The organism is Pseudomonas sp. WS 5071 (assembly GCF_012985765.1).
Taxonomy (GTDB): Bacteria; Pseudomonadota; Gammaproteobacteria; order Pseudomonadales; family Pseudomonadaceae; genus Aquipseudomonas; species Aquipseudomonas lundensis_A.
Genome location: NZ_JAAQWY010000016.1, coordinates 23,191 through 40,326, shown reverse-complemented (window position 1 = coordinate 40,326; position 17,136 = coordinate 23,191). Strand labels below are relative to the sequence as shown.

The window sequence follows — 17,136 nt, the reverse complement described above, 5'->3', positions numbered from 1 at the left end:
GCGGTCAGGGAAGCGTCGTTACTTAGCTGTTTGGCAGCAAACGGCAGGTGATGCTCTTGATGTAGCGGGTTTCCTGGATCGCCGGGTGTACCGGGTGATCCGGGCCCTGGCTGCCGCGTTCCAGCAACTGGATATTGCGGTCAAGGTGACGGGCGCTGGTCAGCAGGATGTTTTGCAGGTCGTCCTCCGGCAAGTGCATCGAGCACGATGCGCTGACCAGAATGCCGTCTTTGGTGAGCAGGCGCATGGCTTGCTCGTTCAGGCGACGGTAGGCGCCTTCGCCGTTTTTCAGGTCTTTTTTACGTTTGATGAACGCTGGCGGGTCGGCCACGATCACGTCGAAACGCTCTTCGTTGGCTTTCAGCTCTTTGAGCGCTTCAAACACGTCGCCTTCCAGGCAGGTCACGCGGTCAGCGAAACCGTTGAGTGCCGCGTTGCGCTCTACGCCGTCCAGTGCGAACGAAGACGCATCCACGCACATGACTTCGCTGGCGCCGAAAGCGGCGGCCTGAATGCCCCAGCCGCCGATGTAGCTGTACAGGTCCAGAACGCGCTTGCCCTTGGCATACGGCGCCAGACGCGCACGGTTCATGCGGTGGTCGTAGAACCAGCCGGTTTTTTGTCCGGCGATCACCGGGGCTTCAAACTTCACGCCGTTTTCTTCCAGCGCAACCCACTCTGGCACTAGGCCAAACACGGTTTCGACGTAACGTTCAAGGCCTTCGGCATCACGGGCGGCCGAGTCGTTCTTGAACAGGATGCCGCTCGGCTTGACGACTTGAACCAGCGCGGCGATGACGTCAGCCTTGTGCTGTTCCATGGTCGCGGAAGCCAGTTGCACCACCAGAATGTCGCCGAAACGATCCACCACCAGACCCGGCAGCAAATCGGAATCGCCGTACACCAGGCGGTAAAACGGTTTGTCGAACAGGCGATCACGCAGCGAGAGGGCCACGTTCAGGCGGTGAACCAGGAACGACTTGTCCAGTGGCACTTTGACGTCGCGCGACAGCAAGCGCGCGCAGATCAGGTTGTTCGGGCTCATGGCAACGATGCCCAGCGGTTTGCCGCCAGCAGTCTCCAGCACCGCTTGGTCGCCAGCCTTGAAACCGTGCAACGGCGTTGTGGCTACATCGATTTCGTTGCTGTAGACCCACAAGTGGCCGGCGCGCAGGCGTCGATCGGCGTTGGCTTTAAGGCGCAGGCTTGGCAGGGACATGACGTCGCTCCGGGTATTGAAAAGGGCGCGATTATAGCCCTAGACGCGTACGTGGGGCTTGGTTGATTCACCGCATTGCGTCGGATTGCCTGCGCAAAGCTGCGAGGAATTCCGTTAGAATCGCGTGCTATTCCAGAGTGTGTCGTCATGCCCCCAGAGCTTTCATCCGAACAGATCAGCCAAGCGCTGCAAGGCATTAGCGTGCCGCCTCAACCGCAAATCATGGTGGATTTGCAGATGGAGCAGTACATGCCCGATCCGGATCTGGAAGCGATCTCCCGGCTGATTGCCCAAGACCCCGGTTTGTCGGGTGCATTGCTGAAAATCGTCAACTCCCCGCATTACGGCCTGACCAACAAGATTGCGTCCATACAGCGCGCCGTGACGTTGCTGGGCAGCCGGACCGTGATCAACTTGATCAACGCGCAGTCGATCAAGGGCGAGATGTGTGACGAAACCATCGTGACCCTCAACCGCTTCTGGGACACCGCGCAAGATGTGGCCATGACCAGCATGACGCTGGCCAAGCGCACCGGTTCGCAGGCGGTCGATGAGGCTTACGCGTTGGGGCTGTTCCACGACTGCGGCATTCCGTTGATGCTCAAACGCTTTCCCAATTACATGGGAGTGCTCGAACAGGCTTACGCCCATGCCGGTGCGAACAGTCGCGTGGTCGACACCGAAAATACGCATTTCAACACCAACCATGCCGTGGTCGGCTACTACACAGCCAAGTCCTGGCGCTTGCCGGAACACCTGACCCACGCCATTGCCAATCACCACAACGCGCTGGCGATCTTTAGCGACGACTCGTCGCGCCACAGCCAACTGAAAAACCTGTTGGCGATCCTCAAGATGGCCGAGCATATTTGTGCCTCGCACAAAGTTCTGGGCAATCAGCGTGAGGACCACGAATGGAGCAGCATCAGCCATCTGGTGCTGGATTACATCGGTCTGTCCGAGTACGACTTTGAGAACCTCAAAGAGAGCATCCGCGAGTTGGGTGCCCACTAGGTTGTCCCCCGCCGGAGCGTCGAATGCCTGAATTACCTGAAGTCGAAACCACTCGCCGCGGCATTGCCCCGCACCTTGAAGGGCAGCGGGTCAGCCGGGTGATCGTGCGCGAGCGGCGCTTGCGTTGGCCGATCCCGGAAGACCTGGATGTGCGTTTGTCCGGGCAGAAAATCATCGGGGTGGAGCGCCGTGCCAAATACCTGCTGATTAACGCTGAAGTTGGGACGCTCATCAGTCATTTGGGCATGTCCGGCAACTTGCGTCTGGTTGAAGCGGGTTCGTTAGCGGCCAAGCATGAGCACGTGGACATCGAGCTGGAGTCCGGGCTTGCCTTGCGCTACACCGACCCGCGGCGTTTTGGCGCGATGCTCTGGACCCACGACCCGCTCAACCACGAACTGTTATTGCGCTTGGGCCCTGAGCCGCTGACCGACCTGTTTGACGGTGAACGCCTGTTCCAGCTGTCGCGCAAACGCGCCATGGCGGTCAAGCCGTTCATCATGGACAACGCGGTCGTGGTGGGGGTGGGCAATATCTATGCGACCGAAGCGCTGTTCGCGGCTGGCATTGATCCGCGCCGCGAAGCCAAAAGCATCTCGCGGGTGCGCTACCTGAAGCTGGCGGTTGAGATCAAACGCATATTGGCGGCAGCGATTGAGCGCGGCGGCACCACCCTGCGTGACTTCATCGGCGGCGATGGCCAGCCCGGCTACTTCCAGCAAGAACTGTTTGTCTACGGGCGCGCGTACGAGCAGTGCAAGGTGTGCGGCAGTGAATTGCGCGAGGTCAAGCTGGGCCAGCGCTCAAGCGTGTTTTGCCCGCGCTGCCAGAAATAAATCGGGTCGCGCAACTGACTGCACAGCGTTGCTTTACGCCTTGCCGGTGATCTGACGGTATTTTTCCATCAGCTGTTCTTCGGTTTCCGGGTGGGCTTCATCCAGGGGGATGCAGTCGACCGGGCAGACCTGCTGGCACTGCGGCTCGTCATAATGACCGACGCACTGCGTGCAGAGGTTCGGGTCGATGACGTAGATCTCTTCGCCTTGGGAGATCGCGGCGTTCGGACACTCGGGTTCGCAGACGTCGCAATTGATGCAATCGTCGGTGATGATCAGGGACATGGGTACTCCTGCCGGGGCGGTCGGCCCGGGCAACTGAAATCGAATGCGGGCAATTGTGCCGCATTGGCGCCCGCAGTGCACGCGGGCGCCGCTTCAGCGGTCACTTCTTGCGAAAGCGCTCAGTCAGGGCATCGGCAACGGCCGGATGCACGAACTTGCTGATATCACCGCCCAACGCTGCAATTTCTCGCACTAACGTCGACGATATGAACGAATAACGCTCCGACGGTGTGAGGAACAGACTCTCAACGTCCGGTGCCAGTTGGCGATTCATGTTCGCCAGCTGAAACTCATATTCGAAGTCCGACACCGCTCGCAGGCCGCGCAAAAATACATTGGCGTTCTGCTCTTTGGCGAAATGCGCAAGCAGGGTCGAGAAACCGACCACTTCGACATTGGGCAGGTGTTTGGTGACTTCGCGCGCCAGCTCAACGCGTTGTTCCAGAGGGAACAGCGGGTTTTTCTTGGGGCTGGCAGCGACAGCAATGATGACGTGGTCGAACAGGCGCGAAGCGCGTTCAACCAGGTCGCCATGGCCCTTGGTAATAGGGTCGAATGTACCTGGGTACAACACTCGGTTCATCGCGTCGTCCTGGCGGGAATCCGTTGGGGAGTCGGATGGTATCGCAGCAATCCCGGTCGGCCAAGTCGCCATTCGCAGTAGAAAGCACTATAGACGCCGCTGATTTGCTGCTTTTTTACTGTTTTCATCGTGTGTTTGCGAGACGCTCAGCCAACTGCGTCGCCAGTTTTGCCGTGAGCCCATACACCGACAGTTGGGGGTTGGCGCCAATGCTGGTGGGGAATAATGAGCCGTCATGTACCGACACATTGCTCAGTTGATGATGGCGCCCAAGGTTATCGGTTACGGCCAGGTGCGGATTTTCTCCCATCGCGCAACCGCCCATCACGTGGGCGCTGGCCAGACGTGTCCGATACAACTCAAGGCTCAAACTGTCGATCAGTTCACGGGTTTCTCGCAGGTTGGTGCACATCCGTGCATCGCTGTGCAGTGGCATGACAGCGCTGGCGCCTGCTGCGAATTGAATGTCGGCCATGCTGTGAAAGGCGCGCCTCAATCCCTCCCAGCCGTACGCCGTGAGGCGGTAATCCAGCACCGGCGAGCCATCGCTGCGTAATTCAACGCTGCCACCAGGACTGTCGGGATGAAAACCATCGCGCATCAGGGCCAGCATCATTTGGGTGTTGGGCAGCTGCGCCATGGGGTGCGCGCCGGTTTCGCCATAGCGGGCAAACAAGGTGGCGGCCAGCGCCGGGTGCAAGGGCGGTACTTCGAGTTTGTAACCCATTGGCCCGGTCACACCGTCTTTCCACTGAAAATGGTCGGAATAAATCGACTGCGGGGCACCGTAAAACCCGTTAATGGCGGTAGGAAACTGCGCTGCCGAGAAATTGACCACGTGTAGAAAGGTCCGCTTACCCAGTGTTTTGTGTGGGTCGGGTGCGTCAGATCTCAGTAACAGACCTGGCGTATTGATGCCGCCGCCCGACAGCACGTAATGCCGTGCCCTGACGGTGATAAGTCGGCCAGTGGGGGCAACGCAGCGCGCGTCCATGCCTTGGCATTGCAAACCTGTGACCTGATCGCCGGTGATCAGCAGGCGGTGGGCGCGGGCCAAATACAGCAATTGACCACCCTTTTCGAGGGTGGCAGGGATGGTGGTCACCAGCATCGACTGCTTGGCGTTGGTCGGGCAGCCCATGCCGCAATAACCGAGGTTCCAGCACCCGCGTACGTTGCGCGGGATCACGTGCCAGCTATAGCCCAACTGCTCGCAACCGGTTTGCAGCACCTGATTATTGGCATTGGGTGGAATCAACCAGGGCGCCACGCCTAAGCGCTGTTCCATGCGCTCAAACCAGGGCGCCATCTGCTCGCTGTCATGACCTACCACCGCATGCTCACGGGCCCAGTGCTCGAGGGTGGCCGGGGGTGTGCGAAAACTCGACGTCCAATTCACCAGCGTGGTCCCGCCGACGGCCCGGCCTTGCAGAATGCTGACGGCGCCGTCCTTGCTCATGCGGCCGATACCTTCCTGATACAGGCTGGCGTATGCCTCGTCTTCAAGCATCTTGAAGTCGCTGCTGGTTTTGAGTGGGCCTTCTTCGATCAGCAGCACCTTAAAGCCTGCCGCACTGAGGATCTCGGCCGTGGTGCCGCCCCCTGCGCCGCTGCCGACGATGGCAACGTCGGCGTCCAGTATCAGGTCATGTTCGAGCTGAGAACCGTTGAGGGTTTTCCAGCCACGGGCCATGCCTTCGCGAAAAAGGTCAGGGACAGGCATAAAGAGGTATCCATTGAGTTTTTATTGTTTTGGATGGCGCGTGTCAGACGGTCGGCGGACCGGGGTATCCGCAATGTGCCCACGATTCCGGTCGTTCATACCAGCTCATCATCACCAGTTGCAGCAATGAAGCGTGCCCCATGCGCAGCAGGCTCAGGCTGCTGTTCTGCCAGCGTTCGAGAAAATCCCGGATACGCTCCGGCGTGGCGTTTTCCCAACCGCTCCAGACGCCTGTGAGCGGGCCGCGTGTCACGGGCATGGCCAGCACATCAAACAGTTGCTGAGTGAGCGTTAACAACGCAGGGGACAGGCGATCGAGGTTGTTGTCCAGCTTATGCAGCGTGGCATCGTTCGCACCGGGCATCAGTGATGGCCTTACGCTGCCAGCCAGCATGACGGGGATCACTGCCTGCAAAAAGGGCAGGTCACTGTTGCGCAGGACAGCAAAGCCGCAGGCTCGGTCGCTGGACGAGCAACCACTCAGGCTGGCAGTTAGCCCTGCGGTGGCCAATAAGGTACTGGCCAGCAGGCCGACCTTCATTACGCCCCGGCGTGACAACAGCGCGTGTTCAATACGGGCGTCAGGCATGCCCACTCCTCGATCAGCGAATAAAGAGTTTCTGCACCCAGCGCCCAAGTGTGCGTCCGTAGGGCGGGTAGATGGCCGACGAGCTGTTAACCCGTTGCTTGGTCAGCACGGCTTTGGCATGGCTGAAGGTCAAAAAACCTTCGTGGCCGTGATAACGGCCCATCCCAGAAGGTCCGACGCCGCCAAACGGCAGGTCATCGATGGCCACGTGCAGCAAGGTTTCATTCACACACACGCCGCCTGAGTGGGTGTTTTCAAGCACCTGCTGCTGTTCGGCCTTGTTGTAACCGAAATAGTAGAGCGCGAGCGGGCGGGGTCTGTCGTTGACGTAGGCCAATGCCTGTTCCAGGGTTCGATACGGCACGATCGGCAGGAGCGGGCCGAAGATTTCGTCCTGCATCACCTGCATGTCGTCGTTGACCTCCAGCAGCAGGCAATGGGGCATGCGTCGGCCCTGTCCCTGCTCGTACAGCTGAATCAGGCGTGCACCTTTGGCGCAGGCATCTGCTTTCAAATGCTCAAGACGCGCCAGTTGTCGCTCGTTGATGATGGCTGTGTAGTCCGGGTTATCGCTCAAAGTGGGATAGAAGCTGTGCATCACTTGACGATACGCATCAATAAAAGCGCCTACCCGGTCTTCAGGCACTAACACGTAATCAGGGGCGATACAGGTTTGTCCCGCATTCAGGCTTTTGCCCCAGGCGATGCGCTGGGCGGCGTCCTTGAGCGATACGTCGGCCGAGACAATGGCAGGGGATTTGCCGCCCAGCTCCAGTGTGACTGGCGTGAGATGTTCCGCCGCCGCGCGCATCACTGACTTGCCAACATGGGTGGAGCCGGTGAACAGCACATGGTCGAATGGCAGAGAAGAAAAGGCCACCGCCACCTCGGCATCGCCCAGCACCACGGTGACCATGTCGTCGGGGAAAATGCGCCCCAGCAAGTCCTTGAGCAAACGCCCGGTGGCCGGGGTGAACTCACTGAGTTTGAGCATTACCCTGTTGCCCGCCGCCAACGCACCGATCAAGGGGCCCATGGCCAGATACAGCGGGTAATTCCACGGAACAATAATCCCGACTACACCCAAAGGCTGATACAGCACGCGGGCGCTGGCGGGCTGGAACATTACGCCTACGCTGCGCGAAGAGGGCTTGAGCCAGCGTCTAAGGTGTTTAAGGGTGTAATCGATGTTATGCAGGCTGGGCATCAGCTCGGCAAACAGGGTTTCGTCAGGGCTACGGTGGCTAAAATCCTGGCTGATGGCGTCGATTAACACATCGCGCTCATCACAGAGCAACCGCCTTAAACTTTTAAGCCACTGCTGGCGTTGTGCAAGCGGCGGATAAGGATGCGCAGCGTAGGCCTGACGCTGTTTTTCGAGCAGAGAGAGGAGATCACCTGCTAGGACTGTTGTGTCTTGATGGTAGGCACTGTCGACAGACATGATCCGCTCCGGGTAGATTTTTATAAGTAATATTTACAAGAGCCAGATCGTTTCTAGAGCGTATGCTCTAAATTGTCAATCAAGGGGCCTGCCTGTCGCGTTGTTTGTCGATTCGGGGTTAGGCCGTAAGATGCCATTCGTTTTCAAGTAAAGCTCAAGCCCATGGCCACGCGAATAAAAACCAGCCAGCGCATTATCAACACCAGCTTGGCGCTGTTTAACCAGCTGGGCGAGCGCAGTGTGAGCACCAACCACATTGCTGCTCACATGGAGATTTCTCCGGGCAATCTGTATTACCACTTCCCCAATAAGCAGGCGATCATCGCTGTATTGTTCGGCGAATATGAAACGCTTGTCCTGAGCTTTTTGCGTGCGCCTGAGGGGCGGCTAGCGACTGTTGCGGATAAGCATTTTTATTTGCAGCAATTGCTCGATGCCATGTGGCGCTATCGATTCTTGTACCGCGACATTGAGCACTTGTTGCGCAGCGACAATGAGCTGGCCGCGCGTTACCGGCTTTTTTCGCAAAACTGCCTGAAGCAGGCCCAGTTGATTTATGCGAGCTTCGTCGAGGCCGGCATCCTCAAAATGACCCCGCTGCAAATCGAGTCGTTAACGCTCAATGCGTGGATCATCCTCACCTCATGGGTCGGATTCCTGTGTACCACGCGTGAGAACAGCGACCAGCTCAGCGAGCAGGCGATCAAACGCGGTGTTTATCAACTGCTGATGCTGGAAGCCGGGTTCGTCACCGATCAGGCCCGAGAGGCCGTGGATGAAGTCATCAGGGAATATTACGTTGCGCTGGAAACCGCGCTGGATGCTCACTAACTGCTTTTCACCCGTCACAGGAGTTCACAATGCCCGTTGCGCAATTGATTAGCCCGCACGCCCTGAACGAACGTCAAACGCAACCCGGTCTGGTCATTCTGGATTGCCGCTTTGCGCTTGAAGACCCGGACTATGGGCTGCGCAGTTATGCTCAAGGTCATATCGAGGGGGCGCAGTTCGCGGACCTGGAGCGTGATTTGAGTGGCCCGGTGATTAAAGGTGTCACAGGACGCCATCCCTTGCCTGACCCCGATGATCTGATTGAGCGTTTGCGCGGGTGGGGCATCAACAACGACAGCGATGTGGTGCTGTATGACGACGGTCCGGGGGCATTTGCCGCAAGGGCGTGGTGGTTGTTGGCGTGGTTGGGCAAGCGGGACGGGGTATTGCTGCTCGATGGCGGTCTTAAAGCCTGGCACGGCGCGGGATTTCCGTTGAACCTTGATTCGGTCAAGCTGCCCCGCGGGCATTTTGATGGTGTTGCGGACAACCGGTTACTGATCACTGCCGATGCGCTTCAGAGGCGGCAGGACGACCCGGCCCTGACCTTGATTGATGCGCGTGCTTTGCCGCGTTTTCGTGGCGAGTCTGAGCCGATAGATCCGGTGGCCGGGCATATTCCGGGGGCGCAGTGTGCGGCCTTTAACGAAAACCTCGACAGCACCGGACGTTTTCTCACGGCTGAGCAACTCAAGCGGCGTTTCGCCGAAAAACTGGGTGATCGCTCGCCGGATGAGTTGGTGGCGTACTGCGGGTCTGGTGTGACGGCGTGTCACAACTTGTTTGCGCTGGCCTTGGCTGGTTATCCGCTGGGCAAACTGTACGCCGGGTCGTGGAGCGAATGGATCAATGATCCGCAGCGAGGCGTCGCGACGGGCGAGTAGCACACGCCGTAGTCGCCGGGTGAGTGGGCAACTGCGCAGAGAGCGGTGTCAGGTACACGCCGCCCGGTAGGCAGCAGGCCCGACCCCATAAACCTTTTTGAATTGCCGGCTGAGGTGGCTTTGGTCCGCGAAACCCAATTGGCTCGCAACCTGTACCGGCATGCAGCCTTGTTGCAATAAAGCCCGGGCGTGGGCGACGCGTTGCTGCAGCAACCAGGCGTGCGGCGGCATCCCTGTGGCACGCTGAAAGACCCGCGCAAAGTGAAAGGGTGACAGGTTGACGGCTCCAGCCAGCTCCTCCAGCGACGGCGGGTGTGCCAGCCGGGCCTGCAACAGCTCTTTGGCCTGTCTGACGGCCCGGTGCTCTATCCCGGGTTTCGCAGGTTGCGGCAAGCGGGCATGGCGGCTGAGCAGCGCAAGCATCATATGCCGCCATACGGTTTGTTGTTGAAGCGCTGATTCCGGGCCTTCGAGCAATTGGTGCAAATGGCACAGCCCGCTGAACAGTTCGGGGTCTTGCAGCAGTGTGTCGTTGAACGTGGGCAAGTGCGTGCCCGGCAGGTTCAATTCATCCAACAGGCTGTGCATTTGCGCGTTGTCAGGGTAGAAGGCGCGGTAGCGCCACCCTGCGTCGTGGCCTTTGTGCCCGTTATGCACTTCGTCGGGGTTGATCAACACCAGCGTACCGGTGGGCGCCAAGTGTTCAGCACCGCGATACCGATAACGCTGGGCACCGGCCATGATCATGCCAATCACAAAGCCATCATGCACATGGGGCACGAAACGGTGTTCGATGTAGCGCGCAGTGAGTAATTCGACCCCCGTCAGCGGGGCTGTTTGCCAGAAACGGATTGACTCACCTTGCTCGGCGTTCATCACGCCGACCCGGGTTTCAGGCTGGCCAGCCACTGGGGAATGCGGCGCTCAAGGTAATACCGCGGGGTTCTGAGCGAGCCTTCCACGAACCCGACATGGCCGCCTCGGGTATGCAGCTCCAGTTCAGTGCAGGGCGACAACTCACTGGCGTCGGGAATGCTGTGCTTGAACACGAACGGGTCATCTTCGGACTGGATAATCAGTGTGGGTGTCTCAATGGCACCGAGGAAGTAACGGCTCGACGCGCGGCGGTAATAATCGTCCACATTCAGGTAGCCATTGAGCGGGGCTGTGACCCGGTCATCAAACTCCCAAAACGTACGCATTTTGCTCAGTGCCTTAAGCGGGCCCAGTTTCTCAAGCGTGGCCAGCCCCTCTTGCCGGGCATCGTGTTGAAACCGACGCTGCTTGTTTTTGACGTACGCCACCATCTCGCGCATGAAGTGCGCCTGATACACCTTCGAGAACCCCAACCCGATACGGTCTGCGCACTGGTCCAGGCGAAAGGGTACCGACACCGCGACGGCACCTTGCAGGCCGCTGGCGTTGCCCGATTCGCCCAAATACTTGAGCAAGACGTTGCCGCCCAGCGAGTAGCCAACGGCATACAGCGGGGCCAGTGGAAAGCGGGCCCGCAAGTGCGCGACGGCCGCGGCCAGGTCTTCACTGGCCCCGGAATGGTAGCTGCGCGCCAGCAGGTTGGGCTCCCCGGAACACCCGCGCCAGTTCAACGCCACACTGGCCCAGCCTTGAGCCGCCAGCGCGCATTGTTGGCCCACGATGTAGTGCGACCCCGAAGAACCGGTCAGACCATGCAGTACCAGCACCAACGGTTGATAGGCCGATGGCGCGCCATGCCAGTCCAGGTCCAGAAAGTCACCATCGTCGAGCCACAGTCGCTCCCGCTGGTGTTCAACGACAGGTTTGGTGCGCCATAACGGCCCCCACAAGGTTTGCAGGTGAGGATTGCCGAGGCCTGAAGCTGGGTTAAACGATTCAACAGCTGACGCAGGGGAAACTGGGGGGCGCACTTAAGTTCTCAATCGGTGACAGGGGTGGGGGTGTGCTTAAGTTGCCACAACATGGACCGGTGCCCAAGCAGTGTGTGCTGACCCGCGCTTGCCCAATTGGTCGAATTGCAGGTCATAGAAGCGTTGGCCGCGTGGCTGCTGGTATCGGGCAAGGGCTGTTGTTCAGCACTGGGGCCGAGCGTCAGGCTCACCCAGCTGTCAGCATCGAGGTGTCGATTGATGGCCGCCTTGATCTGTTCAGTGGTCATGTTTTGAATTTCAGCGGTTTTGTAAGTGAAGTCCAACGGTTGATCGAAACGGTTGATCACCCCGAGTTCGTTCAGCAAATTTTTGTTGGTGGCCATCAATTGGGGCAACGCACGGCGCAGGTATTTTTTAAGGGTGTTCAGTTGTTCTTCACTGGGGCCTTCCTTGAGAAATTGCGCAAACAGCGTTTTGGTCAGGGCCATGGCCTCGCGGCTGTATTGAGGCGCAACGCTGAACTGGATCAGCCAGCCAGTCGCGCCCCGCGCATGCTCGATATCGGAAAGCACGCCATAGGTAAGGCTGTATTTCTCGCGCAACTGAGCATTGAGCACGTGGTTGAACACCACGTTGGCGATACGCATGGCGATGGCGTCGGGGTGCTGATTGGGCAGGGCGTTTTGCATCATCATCAGCATTGTCTGACTTGCATCCTCCTCAATGTGCAGCTGTTTGCCGTGGTGGGCCGGCGCCGTAAACCCCGGCGGGACTGACAGTGCCGGGCCTTGGGGCAGCGTGTCTGCCAACTGTTGGCTGAGCAATTTCGCCTGCTCGGGCGTGAGGTCGCCCACTATCACCAATTGCGCATTCGCTGCGGTATAGGCACGACGATAGAAGTCGCGCAGCTGTCTGGCCGTAATGCGTTGCAGGCTCTCGCGGGTGCCATTCACCGGGCGCGCCAGCGGGTGATCGACGTACAGCGTTTCTTTGAGTAGCGTTAGCGCTCGCGACTCAGGGAGTGATTGCAGGAGCTTGAGGTCTGTTTCAAGTGCATGCCTGATCCTGTGCAGGTTTTCCTGGCTGAATTTGGGGCGTGAGAGGGTCTCGGTAAACAGGGCCATCACCGGTGCAAAGATCGCTTCTTCGCTCAAGCTTCTGAGCGTGTAGTAGCTGTGTTCAGTGTCGATACCGCGGGTGATTTTGACCCCATAGCGGTCGAATTCCCGGGCAATATCAGTTGCTTGTTTCACGGCCGAGTCCGTTCCGAAAAGCGCTTGGGCCATGGCGGCCAGCCCCGGCGCATCGCCATCGTGGTAACTGCCAGCGGCAAAGGTAAGTTTCAGGTCGATCATCGGCAGGTTGTGATTTTCCACAAACAGTACGCGGGTGCCTTGCCTGAGTGTCCAGGCCTGGATCAGCGGGGCGTTGGGGGCGGTTTCGGGTTCTGACAGTTCGCGCAGCGATTGCAAAGGCAGCGAGGGTGCAGGATTCTGTGCAGCTTGCAGATAGTTGCCAATACACAAGGCAATGCTCAGCAGTGTAATCAGGCAAGCCAGTGCGCAACGAGTAAAGGCGTTGGGATTATTCATGGGGCATCTCCTCTGGCAGCGCGTAGCCGGTGGTTAATCGATCTGTCACGAGGAAGCGTTGCACCACGCGCTGGAGGTCTTGGGGCGTTATGGACTTCAGGGTGTCGAGCCTCGCCTGTTCAGCGCGCCAGGGCACGTCGGCCATTTCCTGTTCGCCCAGGTGCAGCGCCCGATTGAGCAGCTCGTCCTGATCGAAAACCCGTCGCGCCGTAATCTGAATACGTGCGCGATCAAGGTCTTGCTGACTGGGCGGGGTTGTTTTCAACTCGTCGAGAAGGGCCATAATCCGGGTTTTGAGCGCTTCAATGGAGGTGGCGTTCTCAAGGTCAGGCAATGCCCTGATGCTGAACAATTCATCGCCGGGGCTGACTGCGTTGTAATGCACGGTAATGCCACTCACCAGTCCTTCGTTGCGCGCTAATCGAACGTTTAACAGTGCGCTGTTTGCGCCTGCCAGCAACTCGCTGAGCAACTCCAGCGCCGGGGCGGTCCTAGGGTCGGCTTGAGTCTTCAGACCGGGAACATTGAAAGCCATGTAGAGCACAGGCAGTTGGTGAGGCAGGTATTGCGTGATGCTGCGTTCCCCCGGTGTAGACAACTCGATAGGGGCAGGCCGATAGGGCAAAGGCCGTCGCGCAATGCTCCCGAAGTAACGCTCGGCCAGCTGTTTGACCTGCTTTGGGTCCACATCGCCCGAGACAATGAGCACGGCGTTATTAGGGGCGTACCAGCTGCGATACCAATGCTCAAGGTCATGGGGGTGCAGGCGATCCAGGTCATGGCGCCATCCAACTATCGGGTTGCCCGCTGCGCTTGCAGGCAGCGCCAGTCGCCGTGGCACTTCCAGTGCGCGTCTGACAGGGTGATTCTCAAACGATTCGCTGCGTTCGTTTTTGATGACTTCACGCTCGCCGCTCCATTGGGCCGCTGACAGGTGCGCAGTGCTCATTTGGTCGGCAAATATTTCAAAACTTACCCCCAGCGCGTACGGCGGCAGGGTATGAAAGTACAGGGTCGCGTCATTCAGGGTCGTGGCGTTTTCACTGCCGCCCAGGTTTTGCAGAATCTGGGCGGACTCGCCCGAACACAGTTTGCTGCTGCCATTGAACAGCATGTGTTCCAGAGCGTGTGAAAGGCCTGTCTGGCCGGGACCTTCCTGATTCGAGCCAATGCGATACCACAGGTGGGAGTGAACCAGAGGGGCGTGGTGGTCTTCGTAAACAATGAGTTTCAGGCCGTTGTCGAGCAAGAACTCATGGATCGAAGGAGGGCGGCTGGCGAATGCCAGCAGCGGTTGCAACATGACGCCGAGTACCAGTGCGGCGAGGAGTGGTCTCATGGTGGGTGTCCTGACGATTGTTCGTCAGGACAGGTTGAGTCAAACGCTTGCTGCCCGTGCGTTACATAACTACGCAATGATCGGCGCCGAGACGTCAGGGCGCCAGGGCGGGTAAAGGGCGTTGGGCCGTCGTGGGGCCTAGGCTAGTCACCACCCATTGATCGGCCTTTAAGTAGCGATTTATGACCGCTTTGATGCGCTGAGGCGTCAGCTGTTGCGCTTGCATGACCAGCGCGTCGAAGTTCCGGGGTAGCCCGTGTGCGCCGATGATCAGCAACTGTTCCAGCATTTGCGCGTTGCTGGCGCTGGTCAGCGGCAGGTTGCCGGCCAGCCGTCGCTTGACGGCGGCCAGCTCTTGTTCGGTCGGACCTTCGCGCAACCACTGGGCAAAGACCTCTTTGACAAGCTTGATCGTGGCGTCTTGCAGAGCGGGATCGGTTTGCAAGCTGATGGTCCAGGGGCCACCCGCCTCCCACAGCGGCATGGCTGACGCTGCACTGTAGGTCAACCCGCGTTTATGGCGTAACTCATTGATCAGGCGATTATTGCCGGAACCACCGAATAGCAGGCTGGCCACTTGCAGTGCAACGTAATCGGGGTGGTTGGCCGGTACGCCGGGCTGCGCCAGCATGATATGGGTCTGGCCGGAAAGCGCTTCGACGTGCACATGAGCAGGTCGCGTTGCAATACCCGTAGCCAGCGGGATTGCTGCCAGTTTCGGCCCTTGGGGCAATGCCTGGCTCACGGCGATGCTGAGGTTTGTGGCGTCGTCTAGCGAGATATCGCCCACTATCACCAGCACGGCATTCGAGGCGCTATAGGCCTTTTGATGGAAGGCCCGCAGGTGTTCGACCTCAATCTGCGCGATGCTCTGCTCGTTGCCTGCCTGCGCACTCGCGTAAGGGTGACCGGCGTACAGCTGTGCATGCAGGGCCTGTTGGGTCACAGACGCGGGAGTTTGCCGGGCCAGCTTGAGTTCGTTGAGTGCGGTTGCCTTGATGCGCTCAGTGGCCGCTGAGGCAAACGTCGGCTTACTGACCCGTTGCGTGAACAGCTCAACCGCAGCCCTGCGGGTGTGCGGGTCGCTCAGGGTGCGCAGGTTCACGCGCACTTCGTCCTTGTCCACAGAAGACGTCAGTTGAGCGCCCAGTTGATCGAAGGTGTCGGCAAGGGTTTGGGCGTCTTTACCGTCAATCCCTTGATGCAACAGTTTCAAGGTCATGGTGGCTCGCCCCGGCATGTCCTCGTCCCTGCTGCTGCCCGCAGAGAAGCGCAGGCTTATGTCCACGACAGGAACTTCCCGGGTTTCGATAAAAAGTACCCCGGTGCCTTCGTGGGTTGTCCAGGCATGGATCTTCAGAGCGCGGTTGGCGATTTGGCTGTCATCAAGGTGTTGCAAGGTCGTCAAACTCCAAGACACAGGCTCAAGCGCCTGTGCAGCGGCGTTTAGTGTGAGGCTCACGATCAGCGCCGACAGTGCCGTGCGCAGGCGAGAGGGACGCGTTGGCGTCGGGCTCAGGTCAGTCATTTTTTTTCTCCGGTCCTGGCAGGTAAACGGCGCTGTAGTTGTTTTCAGTGAGGTAGGCTCGGGCCAGACGCTGGATGTCGGCCGCAGTCAGTGCGTTCAGGTTTCGGGCTTGCGCGTCGAGGGTGGACCACGGCAGACCGATGCTTTCCAGCTCGCCCATTTCACTGGCCTGTTTTTCGATCTGATCGTGGGCGTAGAAGCGCTTGGTGACGATCCTTCGTTTGGCGCGCTCCAGGACGTCAGTGCTGACCGGCGTGGTCTTGAGCGCCTCCAACTGCGCCCAGATCAGGCGCTCGATGTCGTGGGGTGTGTGCGTGCCGGACGGGCTGATTTCAGCCCACATCCTGAGCAGGCCATCGCCGCGATTCAACAAGTCGTAATGGGAGTAAGCACCTGCCAGCAGCCCTTGTTGATGGAGCAGGCGTACTTTGAGGGGCGAGCTGTTGCTGCTGGCCAGTAGCTCGTTGAGCAAGAGCAGGCCAAAGGCGGTTTGAGGGTCTTTCGCGCTTTTCAAACTGGGCACGTTGAACGCGATCGCCAGTTTGCCATTAGGGCTGGGAAGGCCCAGGTAAAGCCCGCGTCGACCAAGGCGTTGCAGCTCGATGGGAGCCTTTGCCGTGGGCAGTGTGCGTGCGGCCAGCGCGCTGAAATGTTCAGTGACCACCTCCCTGACCTGCGCCAAGGTGACATCGCCGACGATGACCAGAACGGCATTGTTGGGCGCGTACCACTGTTGATACCACTGGGTGAGTGCCGGGTTGGGCAGACGCTTGATGTCATGCATCCAGCCCAGAACCGGGTTTTTATACGTGCTTGCTACATGGGCCGTGGTTTTGAGCCGTTCGTTGATCACATTCCACAGGTTGTGGTCGACGGTCGCCAGCCGTTCCTTTTGGATGACTTGTAATTCGGTCTGTAACTGGCGTTCGCTCCAGCGTGCGCTGCGCATCTGGTCCGCAAGCACTTCAAGCGACACCGCCAGCCGGTTTTTCGCCTGTAACTGCGTGTAGAACGTGGCATCGGGACGGGTGGTTGCCTGGTGACTGACGCCCAGCGAATCAAAGACCTTCAAGGCCTGGCCTTCAGGTAACTTGCTGCTGCCTTTGAAGACCATATGTTCCAGCGCGTGGGACAAACCTGTTTGCCCTTCCTGCTCATAGCTGGCGCCGACTTTGTACCAAAGCTGGGATGCCACCACGGGTGCGCGGTGGTCTTCGCGGACGACGACCTTCAGGCCATTATCGAGTGTGAAAACGTGGGTAACAGGGTGTGAATGGGCATGAACGGTCGCTGGAAACCACAAGGCGATAAGCCAGCGACCCAAGAGCGGAAGTTTCATCCGGGAGGATCCTTGAGTGTTCTGTCTGTAGGTCAGAACAGGGTGGATCAACCCCAATGCGG

The 17,136-nt window shown here is 59.0% G+C and carries 16 protein-coding genes; 4 read left to right on the top strand and 12 right to left on the bottom strand.

Annotation, left to right across the window (positions count from 1 at the left end; translation table 11 throughout):
- Positions 1–22 precede the first annotated feature (22 nt).
- Positions 23–1,219 carry a class I SAM-dependent rRNA methyltransferase gene (locus HBN61_RS11780; RefSeq protein ID WP_047278442.1) on the bottom strand — a complete coding sequence of 399 codons (1,197 nt, stop codon included), beginning with the start codon at positions 1,217–1,219 and terminating at the stop codon, positions 23–25.
- A 201-nt stretch (positions 1,220–1,420) separates the two neighbouring features.
- Here HBN61_RS11780 and HBN61_RS11775 point away from each other — a divergent pair, with 201 nt between their 5' ends.
- Together HBN61_RS11775 and mutM are read left to right on the top strand one after the other, a co-directional pair.
- A complete protein-coding gene (locus HBN61_RS11775) occupies positions 1,421–2,233 on the top strand; it encodes an HDOD domain-containing protein (protein WP_169962549.1) in 813 nt (270 codons plus the stop codon).
- 23 nt (positions 2,234–2,256) lie between these two features.
- The gene (gene mutM, locus HBN61_RS11770; RefSeq protein ID WP_170046832.1) at positions 2,257–3,069 is read left to right on the top strand and encodes a bifunctional DNA-formamidopyrimidine glycosylase/DNA-(apurinic or apyrimidinic site) lyase; all 813 of its coding nucleotides are present in this window, start codon (positions 2,257–2,259) and stop codon (positions 3,067–3,069) included.
- 33 nt (positions 3,070–3,102) lie between these two features.
- Here the strand turns inward: mutM and HBN61_RS11765 are convergent, their stop codons facing one another.
- The 5 genes from HBN61_RS11765 to HBN61_RS11745 all read right to left on the bottom strand — a co-directional run bounded on the left by HBN61_RS11765 (position 3,103) and on the right by HBN61_RS11745 (position 7,693).
- Positions 3,103–3,354 (bottom strand): YfhL family 4Fe-4S dicluster ferredoxin, encoded by a 252-nt coding sequence (locus HBN61_RS11765; RefSeq protein ID WP_047278436.1) that lies wholly within the window; start codon positions 3,352–3,354, stop codon positions 3,103–3,105.
- 100 nt (positions 3,355–3,454) lie between these two features.
- Entirely contained in the window at positions 3,455–3,937 is a 483-nt protein-coding gene (coaD, locus tag HBN61_RS11760) for a pantetheine-phosphate adenylyltransferase (protein ID WP_047278434.1), read from the bottom strand.
- Positions 3,938–4,061: 124 nt separating this feature from the next.
- Complete coding sequence (locus tag HBN61_RS11755; protein ID WP_170046831.1) at positions 4,062–5,660, bottom strand: GMC family oxidoreductase; 1,599 nt, start codon at positions 5,658–5,660, stop codon at positions 4,062–4,064.
- A 43-nt stretch (positions 5,661–5,703) separates the two neighbouring features.
- Entirely contained in the window at positions 5,704–6,249 is a 546-nt protein-coding gene (locus tag HBN61_RS11750; protein WP_094991673.1) for a twin-arginine translocation pathway signal protein, read from the bottom strand.
- Positions 6,250–6,262: 13 nt separating this feature from the next.
- Complete coding sequence (locus HBN61_RS11745; protein WP_170046830.1) at positions 6,263–7,693, bottom strand: coniferyl aldehyde dehydrogenase; 1,431 nt, start codon at positions 7,691–7,693, stop codon at positions 6,263–6,265.
- A gap of 162 nt (positions 7,694–7,855) precedes the next feature.
- Between HBN61_RS11745 and HBN61_RS11740 the strand changes: the two genes are divergently transcribed.
- The gene (locus HBN61_RS11740; protein ID WP_094991671.1) at positions 7,856–8,524 is read left to right on the top strand and encodes a TetR/AcrR family transcriptional regulator; all 669 of its coding nucleotides are present in this window, start codon (positions 7,856–7,858) and stop codon (positions 8,522–8,524) included.
- 29 nt (positions 8,525–8,553) lie between these two features.
- The gene (locus tag HBN61_RS11735) at positions 8,554–9,408 is read left to right on the top strand and encodes a sulfurtransferase (protein ID WP_094991670.1); all 855 of its coding nucleotides are present in this window, start codon (positions 8,554–8,556) and stop codon (positions 9,406–9,408) included.
- A 48-nt stretch (positions 9,409–9,456) separates the two neighbouring features.
- Here the strand turns inward: HBN61_RS11735 and HBN61_RS11730 are convergent, their stop codons facing one another.
- The 6 genes from HBN61_RS11730 to HBN61_RS11705 form a co-directional block, all read right to left on the bottom strand.
- Positions 9,457–10,284 carry an AraC family transcriptional regulator gene (locus HBN61_RS11730; RefSeq protein ID WP_170046829.1) on the bottom strand — a complete coding sequence of 276 codons (828 nt, stop codon included), beginning with the start codon at positions 10,282–10,284 and terminating at the stop codon, positions 9,457–9,459.
- The gene (locus HBN61_RS11725) at positions 10,284–11,315 is read right to left on the bottom strand and encodes a hydrolase (RefSeq protein WP_094991668.1); all 1,032 of its coding nucleotides are present in this window, start codon (positions 11,313–11,315) and stop codon (positions 10,284–10,286) included. The genes HBN61_RS11730 and HBN61_RS11725 overlap by 1 nt, the downstream gene beginning before the upstream one ends.
- 8 nt (positions 11,316–11,323) lie before the next feature.
- Positions 11,324–12,868 carry a M16 family metallopeptidase gene (locus HBN61_RS11720; RefSeq protein WP_170046828.1) on the bottom strand — a complete coding sequence of 515 codons (1,545 nt, stop codon included), beginning with the start codon at positions 12,866–12,868 and terminating at the stop codon, positions 11,324–11,326.
- The gene (locus HBN61_RS11715; RefSeq protein ID WP_170046827.1) at positions 12,861–14,207 is read right to left on the bottom strand and encodes a M16 family metallopeptidase; all 1,347 of its coding nucleotides are present in this window, start codon (positions 14,205–14,207) and stop codon (positions 12,861–12,863) included. The genes HBN61_RS11720 and HBN61_RS11715 overlap by 8 nt, the downstream gene beginning before the upstream one ends.
- A gap of 94 nt (positions 14,208–14,301) precedes the next feature.
- Positions 14,302–15,735, bottom strand: coding sequence for a M16 family metallopeptidase (locus HBN61_RS11710; protein ID WP_170046826.1), 1,434 nt, complete (start codon positions 15,733–15,735; stop codon positions 14,302–14,304).
- Positions 15,728–17,074 carry a M16 family metallopeptidase gene (locus HBN61_RS11705; protein WP_094991664.1) on the bottom strand — a complete coding sequence of 449 codons (1,347 nt, stop codon included), beginning with the start codon at positions 17,072–17,074 and terminating at the stop codon, positions 15,728–15,730. Before HBN61_RS11705 ends, HBN61_RS11710 begins: the two co-directional genes overlap by 8 nt.
- Positions 17,075–17,136 lie beyond the last annotated feature (62 nt).